The sequence below is a fragment of the Pedobacter sp. Leaf176 genome, assembly GCF_001424305.1.
In the GTDB taxonomy this organism is placed as follows: domain Bacteria; phylum Bacteroidota; class Bacteroidia; order Sphingobacteriales; family Sphingobacteriaceae; genus Pedobacter.
Genome location: NZ_LMPD01000001.1, coordinates 528,012 through 550,293, shown reverse-complemented (window position 1 = coordinate 550,293; position 22,282 = coordinate 528,012). Strand labels below are relative to the sequence as shown.

General features: G+C 38.1%; 14 protein-coding genes and 2 tRNA genes. 5 read left to right on the top strand and 11 right to left on the bottom strand.

The window, feature by feature from the left end; all coding sequences use genetic code 11:
* Positions 1–49 precede the first annotated feature (49 nt).
* The 4 genes from tsf to frr all read left to right on the top strand — a co-directional run bounded on the left by tsf (position 50) and on the right by frr (position 3,468).
* Entirely contained in the window at positions 50–895 is an 846-nt protein-coding gene (gene tsf / locus ASF92_RS02440) for a translation elongation factor Ts (RefSeq protein WP_056087290.1), read from the top strand.
* Positions 896–1,002: 107 nt separating this feature from the next.
* Positions 1,003–2,097, top strand: coding sequence for an N-acetylglucosamine-6-phosphate deacetylase (gene nagA / locus ASF92_RS02435; protein ID WP_056087286.1), 1,095 nt, complete (start codon positions 1,003–1,005; stop codon positions 2,095–2,097).
* Between the two features lie 64 nt (positions 2,098–2,161).
* Complete coding sequence (pyrH, locus tag ASF92_RS02430; protein WP_056087284.1) at positions 2,162–2,866, top strand: UMP kinase; 705 nt, start codon at positions 2,162–2,164, stop codon at positions 2,864–2,866.
* A 38-nt stretch (positions 2,867–2,904) separates the two neighbouring features.
* Entirely contained in the window at positions 2,905–3,468 is a 564-nt protein-coding gene (gene frr, locus ASF92_RS02425) for a ribosome recycling factor (RefSeq protein ID WP_056087279.1), read from the top strand.
* A gap of 139 nt (positions 3,469–3,607) precedes the next feature.
* On the opposite strand, the gene ASF92_RS20930 is transcribed toward frr, so the two are convergent.
* Positions 3,608–3,751, bottom strand: a tRNA-Asp gene (locus tag ASF92_RS20930).
* A 75-nt stretch (positions 3,752–3,826) separates the two neighbouring features.
* Positions 3,827–3,934, bottom strand: a tRNA-Asp gene (locus ASF92_RS20925).
* A gap of 153 nt (positions 3,935–4,087) precedes the next feature.
* Between ASF92_RS20925 and ASF92_RS02420 the strand changes: the two genes are divergently transcribed.
* Positions 4,088–4,564 (top strand): Lrp/AsnC ligand binding domain-containing protein, encoded by a 477-nt coding sequence (locus ASF92_RS02420; protein WP_056087275.1) that lies wholly within the window; start codon positions 4,088–4,090, stop codon positions 4,562–4,564.
* Between the two features lie 260 nt (positions 4,565–4,824).
* Here the strand turns inward: ASF92_RS02420 and feoB are convergent, their stop codons facing one another.
* The 9 genes from feoB to sprA form a co-directional block, all read right to left on the bottom strand.
* Positions 4,825–6,936 (bottom strand): ferrous iron transport protein B, encoded by a 2,112-nt coding sequence (gene feoB, locus ASF92_RS02415; protein ID WP_056089097.1) that lies wholly within the window; start codon positions 6,934–6,936, stop codon positions 4,825–4,827.
* Positions 6,937–6,940: 4 nt separating this feature from the next.
* Positions 6,941–7,156 carry a FeoA family protein gene (locus tag ASF92_RS02410; RefSeq protein ID WP_056087272.1) on the bottom strand — a complete coding sequence of 72 codons (216 nt, stop codon included), beginning with the start codon at positions 7,154–7,156 and terminating at the stop codon, positions 6,941–6,943.
* 98 nt (positions 7,157–7,254) lie between these two features.
* A complete protein-coding gene (locus ASF92_RS02405) occupies positions 7,255–9,999 on the bottom strand; it encodes an outer membrane beta-barrel family protein (protein ID WP_056087269.1) in 2,745 nt (914 codons plus the stop codon).
* A 150-nt stretch (positions 10,000–10,149) separates the two neighbouring features.
* Complete coding sequence (locus ASF92_RS02400; RefSeq protein ID WP_056087267.1) at positions 10,150–12,969, bottom strand: outer membrane beta-barrel protein; 2,820 nt, start codon at positions 12,967–12,969, stop codon at positions 10,150–10,152.
* Between the two features lie 252 nt (positions 12,970–13,221).
* A complete protein-coding gene (locus tag ASF92_RS02395; protein WP_197413214.1) occupies positions 13,222–13,545 on the bottom strand; it encodes a VanZ family protein in 324 nt (107 codons plus the stop codon).
* 85 nt (positions 13,546–13,630) lie between these two features.
* Positions 13,631–14,011, bottom strand: a complete 381-nt coding sequence (gene gcvH, locus ASF92_RS02390; protein WP_056087263.1) for a glycine cleavage system protein GcvH — start codon at positions 14,009–14,011, stop codon at positions 13,631–13,633.
* A 484-nt stretch (positions 14,012–14,495) separates the two neighbouring features.
* A complete protein-coding gene (locus ASF92_RS02385) occupies positions 14,496–14,732 on the bottom strand; it encodes a hypothetical protein (RefSeq protein ID WP_056087261.1) in 237 nt (78 codons plus the stop codon).
* A gap of 9 nt (positions 14,733–14,741) precedes the next feature.
* On the bottom strand, positions 14,742–15,005 hold the full coding sequence (locus tag ASF92_RS02380) for a hypothetical protein (protein WP_056087259.1): 264 nt from the start codon (positions 15,003–15,005) through the stop codon (positions 14,742–14,744).
* An 86-nt stretch (positions 15,006–15,091) separates the two neighbouring features.
* Positions 15,092–22,270, bottom strand: a complete 7,179-nt coding sequence (gene sprA / locus ASF92_RS02375; RefSeq protein WP_056087257.1) for a cell surface protein SprA — start codon at positions 22,268–22,270, stop codon at positions 15,092–15,094.
* Positions 22,271–22,282 lie beyond the last annotated feature (12 nt).

Genomic DNA, 22,282 nt, shown 5'->3' with positions numbered 1-22,282 from the left:
ACTCGCAAGTCCCGATTTAATCGGGATTTGTTAGTAAAAACAAGATAAAATGTCTACAGTACAAATTACTGCCGCTGATGTAAATAAACTACGCCAACAAACTGGCGCTGGTATGATGGATTGCAAAAAAGCTTTAGTAGAAGCAAATGGCGATTTCGAAGCCGCTGTTGATTTATTGCGTAAAAAAGGTCAAAAAGTATCTGCCGCTCGTTCTGGTAATGCAACTTCTGAAGGTTTGGTATCAATCGCTGTTTCAGCAGATGGCACAAATGGTAAACTAGTTGCTTTGGCTTGTGAAACTGAACCAGTTTCTAAAGTTGAAGATTTCCGTAATCTTGCTCAAGCTGTTTTAGCTGCTGCGGTTGCCAACAATCCTGCTAACACTGAAGAATTATCAGCAATTACTTTGGAAGACGGACGTACAGTTGCTGAAACAATTACTGAATTGACTGGTAAAATCGGAGAGAAAATCGTTATTCAGGAATACGCAAATATTTCTGGTGAGAAAATCGTTTCTTACATCCACTCAAATGGTAAAATGGGCGTTCTAGTAGTATTTGAAGGCACTAACGGCGCCGATATTACTGAAGCTGGTAAAGATGTTGCAATGCAAATTGCAGCAATGAACCCGGTAGCTGTTGATAAGGAGGGTGTTGATCCTGCTACTATTCAACGTGAAATTGAAATTGCTAAAGACGTTATCCGCGCTGAAGGCAAACCAGAAGAAATGGTTGAGAAAATCGCTGCAGGCAAATTGAACAAATTCTACAAAGACAGTACTTTATTAAACCAGGAATTTGTTAAAGACAGTTCAGTAGATGTTCGTAAATTTTTAGATAACACTTCTAAAGGTTTAACTGTATCTGCTTTCAAACGTGTACAATTAGGTGCATAAGCATTCATAAATAGTACTGGAATCCCGATGAAAATCGGGATTTTTTTTTTGCCCTATTTTTTTTTCGACCACTTAAGCCATAATTTAGCGAGGCATAAACTTAGAATATGACAACCGTAAAAAACGTAAATCTTTTCAGGAACGATACTTTAATCAAAAATCAGGATGTTGAAATACATAATGGCTTGATTTCTTCTATAAAAACCAGCGATTCAAATATATCTGAGGAGAATTTTCTTGTTCCCGGGTTTATAGATTTACAAATATATGGCGCGGGTGGCCGCCTGTTCTCGGCCAAACCAACGGTTGAATCATTAACCATTATGGAAGAGGATTTACTGAAGAAAGGTACCACAGGATTTTTAGCCTGCATGGCAACAAACACACCAGATGTTTTTAATGATTGCATAAAGACAGCGAAGGAATACCGATCCTCTGCAAGGAATTTCTTAGGCCTGCATTTAGAGGGCCCATTTCTAAATCCAAAACGCCTGGGTGCGCATGTTCCGTCATTCGTGCGAAAGGCGACTCTGGGCGAAATTAAAGAATTACTGGATTTTGGAGATGGGGTAATTAAGATGATGACAATTGCTTCGGAATGTCAGGATGATGATGTTATCCAATACTTACTGGATAATGATGTGGTGGTTTCTTTAGGCCATAGCAATGCTACTTTTGAGGAAGCAACGAAGGCATACAATAAGGGTGTTCAAACAACGACGCATCTTTTTAATGCGATGAGTCCGATCCACCATCGCGAACCTGGAATTCCAACAGCTATTTTTAACCACGATAAGGCTATGGCCAGTATAATAGTAGATGGCCGCCATTTAGATTTTGAAGTTGTAAAATTTGCTAAAAAACTTGTTAAAGAAAGATTATTTCTGATTACGGATGCAGTTACTGCATGCAATAATGGGCCATATCAGCATATTCAAGACGGGGATAAATTTGTTATGCCTGACGGCACACTCTCCGGTTCTTCATTGACCATGCTACAGGCGGTAAAAAATTGTATTTCACATTGTGATATCGAATTACAGGAGGCCTTAAATATGGCATCGCTATATCCTGCCAATTTAATTGGTAAAGCGGGTTATTTAGGAAAAATTGAGATCAACCAACGGGCAAATATGATCTTGCTGGATAATGAACTGAATTTAATAACGGTATTCTTTAATGGAGAAAGTTTGTCAATCTAAATAATTACATCATTTGTTGGAAACCATAGCGGGGTATTAAAAAATTGTTAATATTTTTGAGGTCATGAAATACAAACGCATCCTACTAAAGCTTAGCGGCGAATCGCTAATGGGCGACAAACAATACGGTATTGATAACGAACGTGTTAAGCAATATGCTGAAGACATCAAAGCAGTACACGACAAAGGTTTGGAAATAGCAATCGTAATTGGCGGAGGGAATATTTTTAGAGGCTTAAGTGCCGAAAAAAGTGGGATGGACCGAGCGCAAGCCGATTATATGGGTATGTTAGCTACTGTAATCAATTCTATGGCTTTACAAGATGCACTTGAGAAAGTTGGTATTAAAACCCGTTTGTTAACAGCAATAAAAATGGAGCAGATTTGCGAACCATTTATCCGCAGACGGGCCGTTCGCCATTTAGAAAAAGGTCGCGTTGTTATTTTTGGAGCAGGAACAGGTAACCCTTACTTTACAACAGATTCTGCAGCAGCATTACGTGCCATTGAAATTAAAGCAGATGCAGTATTAAAAGGAACGAGAGTAGACGGTATTTATACTGCTGATCCGGAAAAAGATCCTTTAGCGACCAAATACGAAGAAATTTCTTTCAAAGAAGTTTATGCAAAAAACTTAAATGTAATGGACATGACTGCATTTACTTTATGTGAAGAAAACCAGGTTCCTATTATTGTGTTTGATATGAATAAGCATGGTAACTTCATGAAAATTGCCAATGGAGAAGCCATTGGTACTTTAGTAAAATAGCATTATAATTTATTATTTTTGTAGAAATACACACAATTATGAACGACCTCATACAATTACAATTAATGGATGCTCAAGCTGCAATGGACAGAGCCATCGATCATTGTGAGTCTGAATTAACAAAAATCAGGGCAGGAAAAGCATCGGCAGGAATGCTGGATGGCATCTTCGTAGATTATTATGGAGCGGCTACGGCTTTATCCCAGGTAGCGAGTATCAACACGCCTGATGCGAGAACAATTGTTATTCAACCTTGGGAAAAATCTCTTTTAACTGCTATTGAAAAAGCAATTCAGGTTGCTAACATTGGCATTAATCCGCAAAACGATGGTATCGTCATTCGTCTGGTTGTACCCCCACTAACCGAAGAAAGAAGAAGAGATCTGGTTAAAAAAGTCAAAGAAGAAGCAGAACGTGGACGTATAACTGTGCGTAACATACGTAAAGATGCTAACACTAAAATTCAAAAGCTAAAAGGTGAAGGCGTTTCTGATGATGAAATCAAAACCGGCGAAGGCGAAGTGCAAAAATTAACTGACGCCTACATTATTAAAGTTGATAAGCACGCGGAAGCTAAAGAAAAAGATGTAATGACTGTTTAAATTACATTAAGAATATTATTGAGGAGCGAAGAAATTTGCTCCTTTTTTGTTTTTAGAATTTTCCGGAAAAACTTGAAAAAGAAAAAGAGCAACCCATCCGGGATTGCTCAATTAACTAACTTATTATTCATAAAAAATGCTGTTGGGGAAGGAGTCGAACCTTCAAGGGGTAGTTAGCTACAGTTCAAAAAATTAATTGTGGTCAACCCAATAAACTGCGTTTGTCCCATGATTCCCCACCACCGAGACAAGGAGGCGTGTCTGCCAATTTCACCACCCAACATTTTAAGTATTCAGTAAGCAGTTTTCAATTATCAGTTATTGCTAACTGTATACTGGCTACTGCAAACTGAAACAGCTGTAGGGGAAGGAATCGAACCTTCAAGGAGTAGTTAGCCGTTGCCGGTTTCCCAAATTCTCCACCACCGAGACAAGGAGGTGTGTCTGCCTGTTTCACCACCCTACATTATGTTAGCAACTTTAAAGAACGTTTCTTTTTGTTAATTGCTTAATACAAATGTAAAGGAACACACAATATCTTGCAAATATTTTAAACATTTAATTTTATTTTTATAATATTGATAATTTTAATTAAATTTGCTTATCAAAATCAGAAAATATGCTTAAAAAAGACAATTCCAATTTAGAAATTGACAACCTCGACATCGATATTTTGAAACAATTAATGCATGATGCTACAAAACCTTATACGGAAATTGCAAAAGATTTGATTGTTTCCGGAGGTACAATTCATGTCAGGATGAAGAAATTACAGGAGATGGGCATTATTAAAGGATCGCATCTAATCATTGACCCCCAAAAAGCTGGTTACGATATTTGTGCGTTTCTGGGGATTTATCTTGAAAAAGGAATTCAATATAAGGATGCGGTTGCACAACTAAGCAAAATAAAAGAAGTTGTTGAGCTGCATTATACTACAGGTGCCTATAGCATGTTTGCAAAGATCATCTGCCGGGATACAAATCACCTTCGTCATGTCTTAAATGAGGAGATACAAGCCGTAAACGGCATTCAGCGTACAGAAACATTAATCTCATTGGAAGAAAGTATTAAAAGGCAGATTGAATTAGGGTAATGGGGCAAGGATAAAAGAATAAAGATCAAAGATAATAGACTAAAGCTAAAAGGCCAAAGCGTAAAGAACACATATGCAAAGTAGGTTTTGAAGTAATAGCCTAAATAGTATCATTTTTTTAGCGCATAAATGCGATTTTAGTGAGTACAAGGTCCTGGAAGTTTAAGGTATAAAAACGAGTATTCAGAATGTACTTTATCTAAGGAACAATTTAGCAATGGATCACATCCTGATACTTGGTTCTCGCTACTTGATACTATTTAATTTAACAACTGATAAGCAATTAAGGCCGCAAAATAAGCCATGGCTGTCATATAAACCAACTGTATAACCGGCCATTTCCAACCTTTTGTTTCACGGTATACAATTGCAACTGTACTCATACACTGCATTGCAAATGCGTAAAAAAGCATCAGGGAAATACCCGTTGCGAAAGAATAAACAGGTAACCCGGTTTTAGAATTTACTGATGAAGCCATCCGCTCTCTAATTGTTGACGTATCTTCATCGCCACCGTCTACGCTGTAAATAGTAGCCATCGTGCCTACAAACGCCTCCCGGGCAGCGAAAGAAGTAATCAAACCGATGCCTATCTTCCAATCGTAACCTAACGGCCTGATTACCGGCTCTATCCAATGCCCTAAGATGCCAACATAGGAGTTTTCAAGTTTTTCGGTAGCAATAAGGGTTTTTACGTGTTCGGTTTTAGTAGTATCGAGTAAAGCTTTCCGATATTTGGCTTCGATATTTTCGAAGCGATTACCAGGACCAAAGGATGCCATCACCCATAGAATTATCGAAATGGCTATAATTACCTTCCCTGCCTCAAAAACAAATGTTTTTGATTTCTCATACATGGTGTAAAAAACATTCTTCCATCTTGGCATCCGATATACAGGGAGCTCCATTATAAAGTAAGATTTCTCTTTCGCCTTAATTATAATTTTCATGACCCATGCCACCAAAATCGCTGCAACAAAGCTGATGAGGTACATCACCATTAAGGCTAAACCCTGTAGGCTGATGATACCAAAAATAGTTTTCGACGGAATAATAAGTGAGATTAACAGAATGTAAACCGGTAAACGGGCAGAACAACTTATTAATGGCGTAACCATTATTGTGATCATCCTATCTTTCCAGTTTTCAATATTTCTGGCGGCCATAATAGACGGAACTGCACAAGCCAGACCACCAATCATAGGCACAACGGATTTGCCGTTTAAGCCAACCTTACTCATAATTTTATCCATCATGAAAGTAACCCTGGCCATATAGCCAGTATCTTCCAGAATGGATATAAAGGCAAATAAAATAGCAATTTGAGGAATAAAGACAAAGATTCCGCCTAAGCCGGCTATAATACCATCCAATATTAGATCGGTAAGCATACCAGAAGGAAGATATTCGTGGCCTTTTTCTGTTAAAAATCCAAAACCGCTTTCGATCCAGTCCATCGGGTAGGACGACCAGGCGAAAATTGCATTAAAAATAATAAAAAGAACAAGCAGGAAAATTGTAAAGCCCCACACCTTATGTGTAAGTATTGAATCCAGTTTATCGCTGAATGAAAATTTTTCTGCCGTGCCTTTGTCAATAACAACATCAGCTAAAATTGTACTAAGGTGCTTATAGCGGGCAATCGTTTCCGCGGCCTGAATTTTAGAAGATTCGAAATGATTTGATTGCTCAATTTCTTCTATTTCGATTTGATCTTGCTCTGAAAAGAAAGTTAAATGCTCATGCTGATGCAAAATCTGCAAAGCATAGTAATCGTTATCCGAATTAATTTTCTGTTTTATAGCATCGATTGCTTCAGGCGCCAGATAATTTATCTCTACGTCATTGATCTGAGTAGCGACTTTATTGGTGTAAGTAATCGCGGCTTTTAGCTTATCGATACCGACATTGTTTCGTGCTGAAATTGGTATCACTTGCACACCAAGCTTTTTTGACAGCTTCTCTACATCGATATAAATTCCTTGCTTATCAGATAAATCGGTCATGTTTAAGGCCAGAATCATGGGAATACCCAAGTCTGCAACCTGTGAGAACAAGAGCATGTTCCTTTTCAGGTTAGAAGCATCAACAATTAAAACAATAACATCAGGATGGCTGCTGTTGGCTTTATCGGCCAATACCTGGAAAACGATGCTTTCATCATTGCTTTTTGGGTAAAGACTGTAAGTGCCAGGTAAATCGATAATCTCGGCATTTTTGCCATCAACGAGTTTGGTATAGCCTGTTTTTTTGTCAACCGTTATTCCAGGAAAGTTTCCTATTTTTTGATTTAAACCGGTTAACCGGTTAAATAACGTAGACTTACCCGTATTGGGATTACCAACTAATGCAACTTTAATATCCAAACTCAAAAGCTTATTGAATAATGATAACTGCAGCTTCACTTTTGCGTAGGCAAAGCTGATAACCCGCCACCCGAATCGCCATGGGATCACCCAGTGGGGCAAATCGTTCGACTTCAACGATTTCGCCAGGAAGGCAACCCATTTCCATCAACTTTACCGACATATCTAAGTCTGTAAAGGCAACTATTGTACCTGTTTCTCCAACTTTTAACTGCGAAAGTTTCATCTGTTAAATTTGACGCAAGTTACCCTTTCTTTAGATTTATTCCAAATAAGAAAGGTTGCTATTATTGATTATTCAGTAGGATTTACATGAAAATGAATTTAGTTTCTTATTCTCCCGAATCCATCTCTCCTATTTCCATTGCCGGGCAAATCACCCCTGTTTTTACCACCCATCCTGTTTAAAGCGTAAGTAAACGAAAACATGAAATAGCGTTTCAAAACATTATAACTGACATCTTGAATCGTATTGTTATTTGCTGTACGCGTTATGCCCTGATTTTGATTTAACAGATCATTAACTGAAGCTTTTAAAGTAGCCCGGTTTTTGAAAAATAGTTTGCTTACATAAGAGTTCACCAAAGTGAAATGGGTATCAAAATCTGCTCCCCTCCCGGTATTTTGGTTATAATCGGCGTCTACGCTCCAACGAATATTGCCCGGAAAAAGATAACTGACATTAATGTTTGGACTAAAAGTATAAAATTTCGTATTCGATGTCGGCTGAACAGAATAAGTGGCCCGGTTTATCGAAGCGCTTACACCTGCTGTTAAATCGAGCTTATCGAGGTTTGAGACCAGCCGGAAACCATTTGTAACTGACCAGCTGTTCGTGATATTCTTTAGCGAATTGGTAAAATTGACATCTCGGTCGTAATTTCCATTCACGTTAATATGGAAATTAAGCTTATTTTCAGCCATCAGGGGTAGACTCAGCGAGGACGAAAGGCCGCCAGCATAAGTACCGTTTACATTTACGGGTACCACCGCTAGCTTACCCTGATTAACTCCACTTTCTATCAGACTACTGCTGTTCGCAATTCTGTTGGATGCTTGTGTAAGCGTTAGATTAATGAATAAGGATCTGTTTCTACCTGCAGTAAAAGTATTGTATGCAATGCGCAGGTTATTATTAAACTCCGGCTTCAAATCAGGGTTCCCGACAGGAATGCTTTGGGTATTGGTATTATTTGGTATAGGCTGCAATTGTTGTATGGTTGGCTGGTTTGTTGAGCCGCGGTAATTTATAACCAGGCGTTTACTGTTGCTAAAGTTATACCTGTACATCGCCGATGGCGTGTAATTAAACACATTTTGATTAAGTACATAGCCTTGTGTTAAATTGTTGTTGGTTCTATCGGTATTTTGCACGGCCATGCCTATATTCCAATTGTATTTTTTACCATTGCCGCTAAAACTGAAACCAGCGTTATTGGTTAAAATGGTGTTTTCATAAGAATTGCTATAGGTTAAATCGAGCAGATCATATTGCAAAGTAACCGGATTGTAATTGTAGGTAAACCTATCGGAAGTGTTGTGGTTATATCCATTTTGATAGTTTAGCTCAATGTTGAGCTTTTTTGATAAAGGCTCGGTGTAAACAATTCTCGAACTATGGTTAATAGATTCAGATTCTTGATCGTCAAACTGATTGGTAATTTTCTGGGTGATGACTCCGCCGTTATCTGTGTTATCCGTTATGTTGTTATAATTGCCTCCGTCATTGTTGTTGATGCTTGTATTTAAATTCAAAGAAAGTGTTCTTCCTCTCCGCATAAATTTGCGCCTTAACAAAATATTGTTGTTAATGGAAGGGGCAGTACCATGGTTATTAAGCAACTGCGTACCATTGGTTTTATAGGTGCTATAATCGCGCGTATAAATGCTACTATTGACACTTTCGTTATTCGTATAGCTAATCGTTGGCTGTATTCTTAAAGAGGTTAAAGAATCGATTTTAGTGTCGACCATAAAATTTAGCCGATGGTTTAGCCGTTCGGAGGTATTATTCTGGTTATTATTAAAAACTGTGGTAATGTTTCCTAACAAATTCTGTGTTAAACTATTTCGCTGAATTAAGTTTTCTGTTTTATTAAAGAAGTAACTCGCATTAATCTGAGTTTGATCTGAATAAGTGTCGGCAAAATTAAAGCCAAAAGCATTTGTAGTGGTTAAACCACTGCTTCGGCCACCTGCACCACCGTTTCCACCTAATCCGCCACCAAAATTTTGTTTATTCACATTATTAAATTGTGCAACCACACTCATTTGCCGGTCTTTATTAAACTGGTTAACATTGGCATTCACATCATACCTGCCATCAGAACCGTAGCCAAGACTGGTATTGCCGAAATAGCCATTCTTTTTATCTTTTCTTGTCGTGATATTGATAATTTTTGTCCGGCTGCCATCATCAACACCGGTAAATTGTGCCTGGTCTGAAAGTTCATCAATGATTTGAATTTTATCAATCATATCGGCAGGAAGGTTCTTAGTAGCCAGAAGCGGATCGTTACCAAAGAACTCCTTCCCATCAACTTTTATCTTTGTAATGGTTTCACCCTGCGCTTTTACGGCCCCTGCTTTATCAACCTCAACGCCCGGTAATTTCTTGAGCAAATCTTCAACAACAGCATTTTCTACCGTTTTGAAAGAACTTGCATTAAACTCCAGTGTATCTTTTTTTACCACAATCGGAGGGATTTCTGCCTTGATTTCTACAGTTTGCAAGTCGATAATTCCTCCTTCCAAATAGATATCACCAAGGTTTAAGTCCGCTTTATCTGTTGTTATTACGAAATCTTTATTTGCATTTTTCAAACCTATAAAAGCAGCGTACAAACGATAGGAACCTGGCTGAAGATTTTTAAATATAAACTTACCATCCGCAACCGTAGTTGTGGCACCCACCACACTCGAATCTTTAAGGTTTTTTATGGCCACTGATGCATAGTCAATTGGTGTTTTATCTTTCTTTTGAAGAATACGACCGCTTACAGAGCCGGTTTTTTGAGCGTATATTAGGGAAAAAGAAAAGAGTAAAAAGCAAGTAAAAAGTATCTTCATTTAGCTAAAACATTTGGCATTGTACTTAAGACTCTGAACACAAAAGAAGGTTTGTTCAGTCTTGGTAACATTTGAAATACAAATCACAAGGTAAAAATAAAGGCTCCCCGGACAACCGGGAAGCCTTTATTACAGGATTGAAATAATTTTCTAGAATCTCATCCGGGGTGCGCCTTGACCGCCCATTCCAGGTATTGGCACATCATTCCCAACGTTTCTTCCTCCAATACGGGTTAATGAGTACGTAAAGGAGAACATGTAATAACGTTTTAACACATTGTAATTTAAATCTGTAATTGTATTGGCTGTAGCCGTGCGACTAATGCCTTGGTTTTGATTTAATGCATCATTAACAGCTACCTTAAATGTACCGCGATTCTTAAAGAACTGACGACTGATGTATGCATTCACTAAAGTAAAATCAGTGTTAAAACCTTCACCTCTACCGGTATTCTTAATATAATCTAAATCGACCGCTAAACGAATATTTCCAGGAAAAAGGTAAGAAACATCAAAACTTGGATTTAAAGTAAAGAACCTGGTATTTGAATTTGGAGTAGCAGAATAGGTTGCTCTTGTTACTGTACCTCCAATTCCTGCAGTTAAATCAAGCTTATCTAAATTAGTTACAAACCTATAATTGTTATTTAAACTCCAGTTGTTTGTGATGTTGTCAATCCCGTTCGTAATGTTCGTGCCTCTTGAGTAATTACCGCTTAACGTAGCATTTAAGTTTAGCTTGTTATTAGGCAATATTGGCTGTCCTAGTACAATGTTTGCATTACCATTATAGTTACCATCTACGTTAATGAATGTAGATGCAATTTTACCAAAGTTTATGTCATTCGGATTAGAAATAACAGATTGACTGGATGCAAATGCATTAAATGTTTGTGTTAGATTTAGAAACACTGCAAAGAACCTCATTTTTGCAAATGCAAAATTGTTATAACGGATACTTAAAGTGTTATTAAACGCTGGCTTTAAATCAGGATTACCTAAAATTACGGATTGTGTATTTGTATTATCCGGAATTGGCTGAATCTGATCAATAGAAGGTTGTTGAGTATTTCCTCTATAGTTAATAAATAATCTTTTGCTGTTGCTAAAATTATATCTGAATTGTGCTGACGGTGTGAGGTTAATGAAATTTTGAGTAAAAGTAACGCCAGTAGTTAAATTGGTATTTTCTCTGTTTGTTTGTTGTCCGGCAACACCAATATTCCAGTTGTATTTTTTCTGCGTTACGGTATAACTTAAACCAGCTGCATTGGTTAAAGTTTGATTTTCATAATGATTTGAATAGGTATTATCAACGATATCAAAGTTCCCCGTTAATGAATTAAAGTTCAAGATATTTCTATCAGAAGTACTATTGTTAATGCCATTTTGATAATTCAATTCTAAACTGGTTGTTTTTGATAAGGGCTCTGTATAAACAACTCGTGTGGTATTGGTAACATTACTACTGCTTAGATCATTTAACTGATTGGTAAGTTTCTGAGTAGAAACCCCATTTACAGCACTGTTCTCTAAAATATAGTTTATGTTGTCAGAGTCGCTATCATTAATCGAAGTGTTTATGTTCAATGATAGCGTACGGCCCCTGCGTTTAAACTTTTTACGAACCAAGATATTGTTGCTGATAGCTGGTGTAGAATTATTAGTTGTAAAATTCTGATTACCGACTGTGTTCGTAGTTCCATTACCCAGCACGTTATTTCTGACATAATTTTGAAGACTTAAGCCATCATTTTCTGTATAAGCAACGTTTGGTTGAATTTTAATACTTGTAGAAGAATCCAGTTTGGTATCAATCATGAAATTAAACCTATGGTTCGTTCTATCACTGTTGCTGTTTAAGTAGTTATTTACATTCTGAGATGAGTTACCTAAAAGTGTTTGGGTATTGCTGGTTTGCTCATTAAATACAGAGGCTTTATTAAAGAAATAACTTCCTTGGATTTGTGTGCCATCTTTATAAGTATCTCCAAAGTTTAAACCGGCAGCATTAGTGGTTGTAATACCGCCACCGCCAGAAGAATTACCTCCACCAATATTGAAACCTCGGCCGCCACCACCACCGCCGCCAAACCCATTTCCCTGCCCACCACCGCCACCGAAGTTTTGCTTATTTACATTATTAAATTGCCCAATAAAACTAAACTGCTGGTCGTTATTAAACTTGTTCACATTCAAACTAGCATCGTAACGATCATTTGTTCCGTATCCAACCGTGCTGTTTCCAAAATAGCCCTTTTTCATGCCACTTTTGGTTGTAATATTTAATATTTTACTTCTGGAACCATCATCAACACCGGTAAACTGTGCCTGTTCGGATAGCTCATCAATTACCTGAATTTTATCGACCATGTCTGCAGGAAGATTTTTAGTCGCCAAAAGCGGGTCGCTACCAAAAAACTCTTTACCATCTACCTTTACGCGTGTTACAGTTTCACCGCCTGCTTTAATACTACCATCTTTGGCAACTTCAACACCTGGAAGTTTTTTCAGGACATCTTCGACAACTGCATTTTCACGAACCTTCACGGATTTGGCATCGTATTCTAAAGTATCTTTCTTAACCACGACGGTGGGAACTTGACCTGTAACATTTACCGTATTAAGATCCAGACCATCATCTGCCATTGAAATATCGCCGGCATTTACCGCCGCTTTCGCAATAGTTATATTCTTATTGGTTGTCTTTAAACCTATGAAGGCGGCAATAATTCTGTAATTACCTGCGGGGATATTTTTAAATGAAAATGTACCATCAGGGTTAGACTGGCCACTGGCAACTATACTCGAATCTTTTAAACTTTTAATAGCAATTGTTGCGTAGTCAACAGGTTTATTATCTTTGGCATTAATTACCCGGCCATTAACAGCACCTGTATTTTGGGCTTGTGCGAAGTATCCACAAAAAAGAAGAGCAAGAAATATTGCTCTTTGAACGTAAATTTTCATCAAATTATAAATATAAGTATTACAAACTATGCTATCAGACTACAGGAATGTCGAAAGGTTTGTCGTGGAGCAAAGAAAGTTAGGTAACATTTTAAATACAGCGCCAAAATCCATGGTTATGCCGTAAATCCAAGTTAAAAAATCTAGTTACGTATTACAGGATAGGATTTGTAATATACTTTTGGGCAATTGCAGCTTTTTTTGAAAATACCGCAGCCACTTAGCGAAATAAGCGCTATTAAACCGATTAAACTAATCTTTATTTTCATCAAAATTTAATTTATGAAGCAAAACGTAACTAAATACTGCCATAAAACAACCCAGCATATCACATGCGAAATCCCACCATTCGGCGGAGCGGTAGGTGAAAATTTTCCATTGTAATATCTCAATGCTGCCGCCAATTATAGCACTTATCAGGATAATTTTAAAGATTGTTAATGTCCTGAAGCCGAAATTATGCTGATATTTTATCTTCCCATAAAAAAGCAATACAGATAAGATAAAGAAAAAACCCAAATGGGCCATCTTATCAAAGCCTTCAAAGAAAAATCCTATGCCTTTCCCGTTAGACATTCGCATGTTACAAAGCACTAAAATTACAAAGGTCCACAAAATGGCCCACTTTTGATGTTTTAGTGCTTTGAACAAGGTATTTTTATTAAGCGCCAACTAAAGACTGATAAGCATCTGCAGATAACAAGTCTTCTATTTCTGCCAAATCAGTCAAAGACACTTTTACCATCCAGCCTTTACCATAAGGATCAGAATTTACCAGTTCAGGATTGTCGTTTAATTCAGCATTAATTTCTAAAACTGTACCAGTTACTGGCATAAACAAATCTGAAACCGTTTTAACAGCTTCAACCGTACCAAAAACCTCTTCTTTCGCAACTTCCGAACCCACACTGTTTATGTCGACATAAACGATATCACCTAATTCGCGCTGAGCAAAATCAGTAATGCCAATTAATGCTTCACTGCCTTCTACCTTAACCCACTCATGGTCTTTGGTATATTTTAATTCTGATGGAAAATTCATTTGTTTGTATTTATTTGTCTGTCAATAAGATAAGTCATCCGTAGCTAGTCGCTTGTACACAAAATTGCAAATATTTATATGTGCTAACGTTTACAGCTCCAAAAATACAATTTAGTTTTGCTATTAGCAATGAATGTTGCGTAAGATAAGGTTGAACTTAATCGAAAGTTTTTATTGTATCAGAAAATTGATGATGGCAGCCCCAAAACCAGTAGTGCAAACTTAACCAAATTACCGATAAAGCTATAAATTAGCCCTTTTTGATAATTGAATGAGAAAATCGCAGACCCAAATTAATAGTATAATAAATAGAATCCAAAGGTATGATCATACTATCGTTCAGACTAGTTACCTGGTCTGACCTTATCTAAAGACATGGCGGACAATATGGATACGATTAACAAGCCAAATAGTCACATAACCTTTGGGAAGTAGCAGATAACTGAGCTGAAAGGGGAAAGAAAACAGTCTTATGAACAAGTTTCTAAAGAATTACGTCGCTCAACCCTTCATTACTCAACGAATTTCCAAATGGCGATGTCTCGTTATAAGACAACTCCAGGTTTTTTAGATATTCTTTTAACGTTGCTATCTTGTCATTAACGTTTTTAGTTTCTTCCTGATTATGATGTGGCGCTCCATCTAAAGCATTCATCACCTCCATCGAATAATCCAGGTAATCCTTAAGATTCTCAGAAAGAAGTTCTTTTTTTTCTATCATGATCAATTATCAGTTACAGATTTTTTTGGTTTGTAAAGTGACCAGGTTATATATCTCTTTTGCCAGTTCGGACTCTGTACTTAATTTCACTATAGCATAAACCGGATTTATAAAAACGGATACCAGATTCTGGTTTTCAAGGTCTATTCTAAGCGATTTTTTATCTGCACCGAATACGGCATCCACTTTAAACTGAACAGCGGAGATGGCTTGTATTTCTTCTAAATAATTTTTATTGACCTTGTTAAATGGAATGTAAATGTATTCTTTCATACAGCTATAAACATTACATGAAGCAAAAAGGTTTCTGTAAACTAAGGCAAAATGAAGGAATTTCAGTTTCACAACCTGTACGGATACTAATTGAGGGTAAACCTTAAACTAAATCCAAAATTACTGAATGAAGTATTAAAGCTTTGCGACGTGTAGGGCTTTGTAATATTAGAATCGTAAAATAACCTGACATTAAATTTCTGATTCAATACATAATCTACGCTGGGTCTTAAGGTAATATTTTTCGCCCCCGATGAAATCTCCGCTTCCGTTACGTCAGGACGGTAAATAACCGTTTTATTATCCCGCACAGCCACATCGAGTTTAAAATCCATGTTATTATCCATCTTCAGGCTTTTAAATAAACCGAAAGGGAAGCGGAATTTATTGGTCCGGTAGCCTAAACCCAAAACTACATTATTCTCCGATAACTGTGCCAGTTGACTATTCGACAAACTCAAGCCTAGTAAGCGCGCACGGTTTAATTCGAATGTAGCTGTCAGGTTATTTTTTAATCTTGTATCTACACCAATCAAAGGGGAAAAATACTCAGAAACGGTAACTTGTGCAAACTGGTATTGAGGTAGAAAGTTATTGTTTGCATCTCTTGTGCTGGAGAAGCCGTTATTTTCCTGATAACGGAGCAGGGAGTTAAAGCCGTTTATATTATAAGCTGAACGATAACCATGTTTAATATCAACTGAAGAAAATCTATCAGCGATAAACGGAATACCAATTAAACCGCTGTAAGTTAAACTCCAGTTTGGTAGCGGAATTCTGGGAAAAGAATTCGTTGAGGAACTTCCTGCATCTTTACCTGAATAAGCGGCCAGAAAAGCAGAAATAATTACATCCTGGCTCTCTTTACCATAACCATCAGCATATCCATTCGCGGTACCGGATGAATTCGGGTTTCTTGCGCCTAAACGCTGAGATATAACCAATCTATTGGACATGAATGTGTTATACAGAGCTGATATTGTATTTGCGTTGCTCTCTTTAAAAGCGGTTCCCAAGGTAATGTATGAAATACTGTAGTCACCCGTTGTAATGGCACTCAGATTTTCAAAAGAAGCAACGCTTGGCATATACCTGAAGTTCGAAGAAAAGTTCCTGGTTTGCGCACGGTTTGCCCTCAAGGTAATCCGTAGATCTTTGATTGGTTCCAATTGGCCGGTCAATTGAAAATCTTCCCTTAAAGTATTCACGTATAATTGTGTTTGTAAAGTGTCCGTAGTCAACCAGCCGTTGTTCAATGCCATATCACGAATATCGCGCTGACTTCCAAAAACGAAACCTAGTCCGGGTGCCCCGCTCACATTGTCGATCCCAAGATATCTGGTCTTTGGCAAATAGCCGGGTAAAAATGTACCTTTTGTTTGTACATAATTGACGTTCACATTTTTCAAACTTGTTACCAGATTGATGAAGAAATTTGTTAACCGGCCACCGTTCTGATTATTTGAGGTATTTCTTATAAAGCCGAACTTGTTATACAGCGTCGTTAAATTTAAAGTTGGATTTACCTGAATATTCCGGCTGTTTTGAATGGTATTACCTAAATTAATTGTTGGATCTAACAACGTAGATAATGGTTCAGTTTGCCAGTTAAAGTTAGTACCATATTTGGTTAGCAAAGTAATCCAGTTCAAACCCGGAATTTTATTTATAGGCACTGCATAAGTGACGTTTAAGTTATGATTGTAGTCGGTTGTGCGCCCTAAACGTTTTAAATTTTCCCAAACTGTATCGCGCTTCAATCCCTCTATTCTACCATCAGGCTCATCTATAATAGAATAATTCGTGGCATTGAAATCCAACTGCAATGAACGGGTCAGGTTCCATGCAATTCCATAAACCCGGCTCATTCTAAAATTTTTATTAAATGTAGTTCCGTAACCATTTTGAAAAATGGGAATTGCATTATTTGGGTCATTATTTCTCAGCGTATTTTCCGAATAAAGCCGGTCTACGTCGATTCTGAAATTAATGGCACTTGGTAAAATACTGAAATTAAAGTCTTTCAATATCGCCAGCATATTCGATTTTATAACTTTTTCAAAAGGGGCATAACTTTTCGCTTCTTTAGAATAGCTGTATTGCAATGAGCCCCTGTAATTATTCTGAATGCTGCTTTGGTTGATAAAATCGCGATGGCTATATTGTGTATAAGCATAGCTGGCAGAGAAATTTTCGATATCCCAAAGCCTTACCGGCTTACTATTGTTGGTGCGTTCTTTACGAACGTTGGTAAAGTTGATACCCCTTCTAACGGTATAATCCTGTGCAAAATTTAAGATGGAATCTTTCTGTTCTTTTGTAGCCTGGTTTAGGGCATTTTTCAATTCTATATCAGGCGTTTTCGGGTTATACTGAGGCGTTGCAACCTGTTTGGAATAATTTACATACATTGGTATTTTCACCCCTGATTTTTGAGGGAGGAATTTCCCCAGCTCTACTGAAGAAGAAACATCCAAAAGTGTATTATCGGACCGGTTACGTTCGCTCACTTTTGAATCAATAGATCCAAAGCCTATTGTAGATTTGCTGCCGGAAATATTTACATCTGCAAAATCTGCGAGCTTCAGGTTTAACCTTCCTGTAGCTGCCCAACCACCACGTTCATCAAATTCAGTTAACCTGAGTTCGTTGAACCAAACCAATACACTTTTGTCGAGCCCATCGTCACCTTCAGGGTTTACCTGGCTCCTCAACGGATTTTTAACGCCAAGCATATAAACCCGAACTTTGCTCATATCGGGCTGACCTTTAACCAGAATGGTTCTTACGCCATCGGAATAAGGGAATGGAACATTGATGGGCCATGGTTGTCCGTTTGCAAGTCTTGCAGAATTACGGGCCAGTTTGGCATTCTGAAATAAAGTTAAATCAATATCCATTCGGTTTACTTCAGGCCAAATGGCATCAGGATCTGTTGTACCTGGCGGGGTCACTTTTAAAGGCATCAGGTATTCATAATAATTATCCTGGTTGTCTGTTCCTATTCTTAAAAAAGCGGAAACATCCCTGTCATTTAAAATCTGGTTATTAACCGCTTCGGCATGGACGAACATTTCCAAATGCTTGTAAGAACGAAAATCGCTATAGGCTGTTTTAAAAGCGGCCCTGCCATAACCGTCTCTTAAGGTTTTAACCGTAACAGATAAAGATTGTTCGTTTAAACGGGTATCTCCCCTATAATTGCTGTAATCCCTTTCGCGAATGATGCCGGGCGGCGTGACATAAGGAATCGGCGAACGTTTGCCATTTTCTTCAATGTTAACGGTTGATACTTCAATGGTAGAATTATCGGGTGTCAGCTGTGGTAATGATGGGTCTACAATAACCTGGTCGCCTGTATTTGTCGCATTAAACTCTCGCCATTCGCCTCTAATTAATTGAAGTTTTGCAAAGCGCATCACGGCAGTATCAGCGAAATTTGTCATAAACAATCTAAAGAAACGAATAGATTTAAAATCCTGAATGCCCCCAACCCGTTGCTGATAATCACCAATGGGAATTCTAACCTGATACCATGAAACGGCCTGCGTATTTCCATTCGCCAACTTAACCTGCGAGGTTACTTTATCTGTAATAAAATTTTGGCCAACAACCAGGTCTGCCGGACGCATAGAAAATTTGTATTGAAAGTATTCATCGCTTTGGGTCATGTTATTATCGCGATTTATATCCTCCCCATCTGGCAAAGATGTTGAAGCTGAATTCTCAAGTCCCAATTCCTCCTGAGATTGTTGAGAAGTTTTTGAATTCCCTTCCGGTCCATTATATCTTTCGTATCGCTTTAAAATACCGGCATTAATCTGGTCTAGCGCCGGGCCTCTGAAATAACTATAATCGTCTGACGCAGGATCTGCATCAATTAAACCGGCAGCAGCGGGGCTCAACTGATTCTTAATTGCATTTATTGCAGCCGCAAACTTTGCCCGTTCATTTTCATTGGATAAGCCATCTAAACCAACATCCTGAGCTTTACGCGCGCCCGGACTATTGTCAAAAGCCTGTATAACAGGCTGTAATTTTGGTACACGGCCCCAGTTTGTTTCGTCATATTTCGACTGGTCGTCGTCTGCAGGAAGCCCGTTTTCCAAAGATTTTCTTCCATCTTTTAAAATATCTTCGGAGATGTTACCCAGGTTAAAATAAAGATCGCCTCCGGCAGAATTTGGCTTGTAAATAAATGGATCCATTACCCAAAATTCGATAAACCCGATATTCAAAGCTTCAAAATCATTTGTTTCTATTTTTCGCTGAAAACCGGCCCAATTATTCCGTGGATTTAATAATGTTCCCTCTCTGTTAAAACCAGTCGTTCTGAAGTTATAAGGACCGCGAACTGTTGGATAATAGGCAACATCAAGCGTTGCAATATTTAACGCCTGGCCTGTTGCAGTTTGTTTAAAAGGAAAGACTTCCTGTTCAATAATCTCTCTTACATAATGATTCGACAATTCAGCCCGATTGTTGCGAATATTAGCCGGCGTTGTGGTTGCTGCGGAATTATAGAAAGTCGGATCGATGTTGTAGAATGCCAGCCTTGCGCGATTGTATCCATAAGCTAAATCGTTAACCAATTGTGACTCGGGAAATAGCTGCGGCGTACCGGATAATTGCCAGGCAATAGCACTTTTTAAATCGATGACCGACCTTGAGGCTTCAAAATCATCAAGATAACTGACACCATTCTTACTTCCTGCAAAATTTAATGCGCTCGGATGGCCGGGAATTAATTGTGCAAATTCGCCATAGAAAGTTACACTGGATGGTACCTTTGTAGAAATAAACGGAATCTTATCGACCAATTTTGTTAAAAATCTTGATGAGGAGCTATAATTAATATCGGCACCCCAAATGGTATTGGAAATAGGTTCTTCACCTAAATTTACTTTTTGAGTTAAAGGCTTTTCTGTCAGGTTCATGATTGTACCACCCAGATTAAGCTTGCTATTCACCCTATAATCCAATCTGGTTCCAAACAGCGAACGTTGCTGTAGCCCAAAAAGCTCGTTATTTTCGGTCGTAATTCGAATTGGTTGGCCAGACGTTAGAAGCCCCTGGTTAATAATGCTCACCCGGCCGCCCTGATAATCGACGGTAAAGTCGACCCCCTCGGTTAAAGGCATTGTACCTGCAAAAACTTTAACGGAACCTTCGGGTACGTTAATTGAGTTTAAACTGAATTCTGATGATACATCCGATTGATAATTACCCTTGATGATGTACCTGTTTTTATTCTGAAATAACTGTCTGGCGATGACCTGAGTTGAATCGTATAATGCCGTAAATGTATATTTATCAATTAACGCCTGCTCAGACGGAAGAAATTTAGCAGCGAGATCTTTACCGAAAGGCTCGATAATAGGAAATATAATGCGCCCATTTGCCGGATCAATGGTTATATAACCTGTATTGGTATTTGTAATTAGTGATGATAAACCTGAGGCTGAAAGATTTGAACCGAACGTACCAGAACTGTTCGCTGTGTAAGCATTCGTGGCAGAACCAAAGGCATTATTTGCTGGGACAAAATCAAAAATGCCATCGGACTTACGCTCGTTCTGCTGGTTTAACCTATCAAATTCGACCAAATTTATCCACTGTTTATTTGCTGTATTCTGGCCTTCCGTCATTACCGGGTTTTCAACACCGGTTTCATTATCAATCCGGTAAATATCTAACCTAAAATTTTGACTGCTTATTTGATAACCGCCAATGGAATAAATGTTTTTCATCATTAAATCCCAGGTCGGCAGGTTTATTTTCGTCGTTTCGTTCTTTAATAATTTTGCATATAAAACCTTCGGGTTTGCGGCATCAAAAGTTACATCTGTAGAAAATTCACCTACCTGATATTCTACTCCGTTATAGGTATACCGATAAGCAACAGCTAAAACTTCATCTGAATTTAATGGATTATTTAACGAAACATAACCAAGCTGTGGCTGAAAGGTAAATTCCCTTTCGGTTAACTTTCTGGCATAGGTTAATTTAGCGAAGTTATCAGTACCACCATTGGCTTGAAAATAGGCAATTACATCGTTTGTATTAGTAAATCTGGCGCCTGGCGGTAAATTTTGCAGTAAATTATTTGATTGCTGTGTAAAACCGGTAGCAGTTGTTCCCCCTGGCAGAGTGGAGCCGCCGCCGCTTATCTGAGCTGTGTTGTAAGGGGTATTCTCACCCAAATCCAAGAGTCCTAAAACGTCCCTTGAATCAGCCGTACTTCCAGATTTATTCGTTATCCATACTTCTATCTTTGTAATTTGAATTGGCGAAGTGATAACCGGTGCATTCGCCAGGTTTTTATTGTAATTATTACGAAAATATTGTGCTAAAAAGTAATGGCGGTTGGCTTCATAACCATCAGCACTCAAGCGAAACTCATTCGACTGGGCACCGTTTGTAATTTTTATTTCCCGCGACTGCGACTTCTGCTGCGTATAAACGCTTGTTACATTTAATTTCCCGAATTGGAGTTGTGTTTTTAAGCCAAAAAGTGCTTGTGTTCCTGTAATTAGGCTTGTATTGAGCGGCAGACTTACATTACCGGCCTCTATTTTTTTTATAATATCATCTGGCCCACCGGTGTAATCCAATTTAATCTGATTTTCAAAATCGAATTGAGCTTCTGTGTTATAATTGGTCTTGATTTTAAGTTTCGTACCGATATTACCGATCAAATCCATCTGGATTCGCTGGTTAAAATCAAAATTTGTCTGAACCCTTTGCCTTTCATTAAACAGCGGGTTTTCATTTTTATTAACCCGACCTAAAAAAGTAAGTTCAGCTTCACCCCGTGGCTGGATATCGATTGTTGTTCCACCAAATAGTTTTTCGAAAGCCTTGCTATTTATTTGTATCTGCGGAATAATTCCGGTATTGCGGAAATCGCTTACTTCGGCATTCGAAATGCTACGCCAGTTACCTCTTTTAATTTCACTGTTAACCAGCCGCTGGTATTCATCAACGGTTAAATATTGTGTGCCAGTAACATATTTATCCCCAATAAGATCTTTGATAATATAACGTTTGTTTTTCGCGTCATACTCAACCACTCTTTTTATGCCATTTGGTAATGGGTAGAAGGGATTGGTCGTTGGACTTAAGCCAAGTAACTGCTTTTCGCGCAGGCTGAAATTATTTTTCGACACGGCGGTATCTGCTTTGCCCGTAACGACCTGTGAGGAGGCGTTATTTACAGCAAATAAGGTAAGAATGAGAATTAGTAGGGTAAATATTCTCTTCAAAGGCTGTTATGT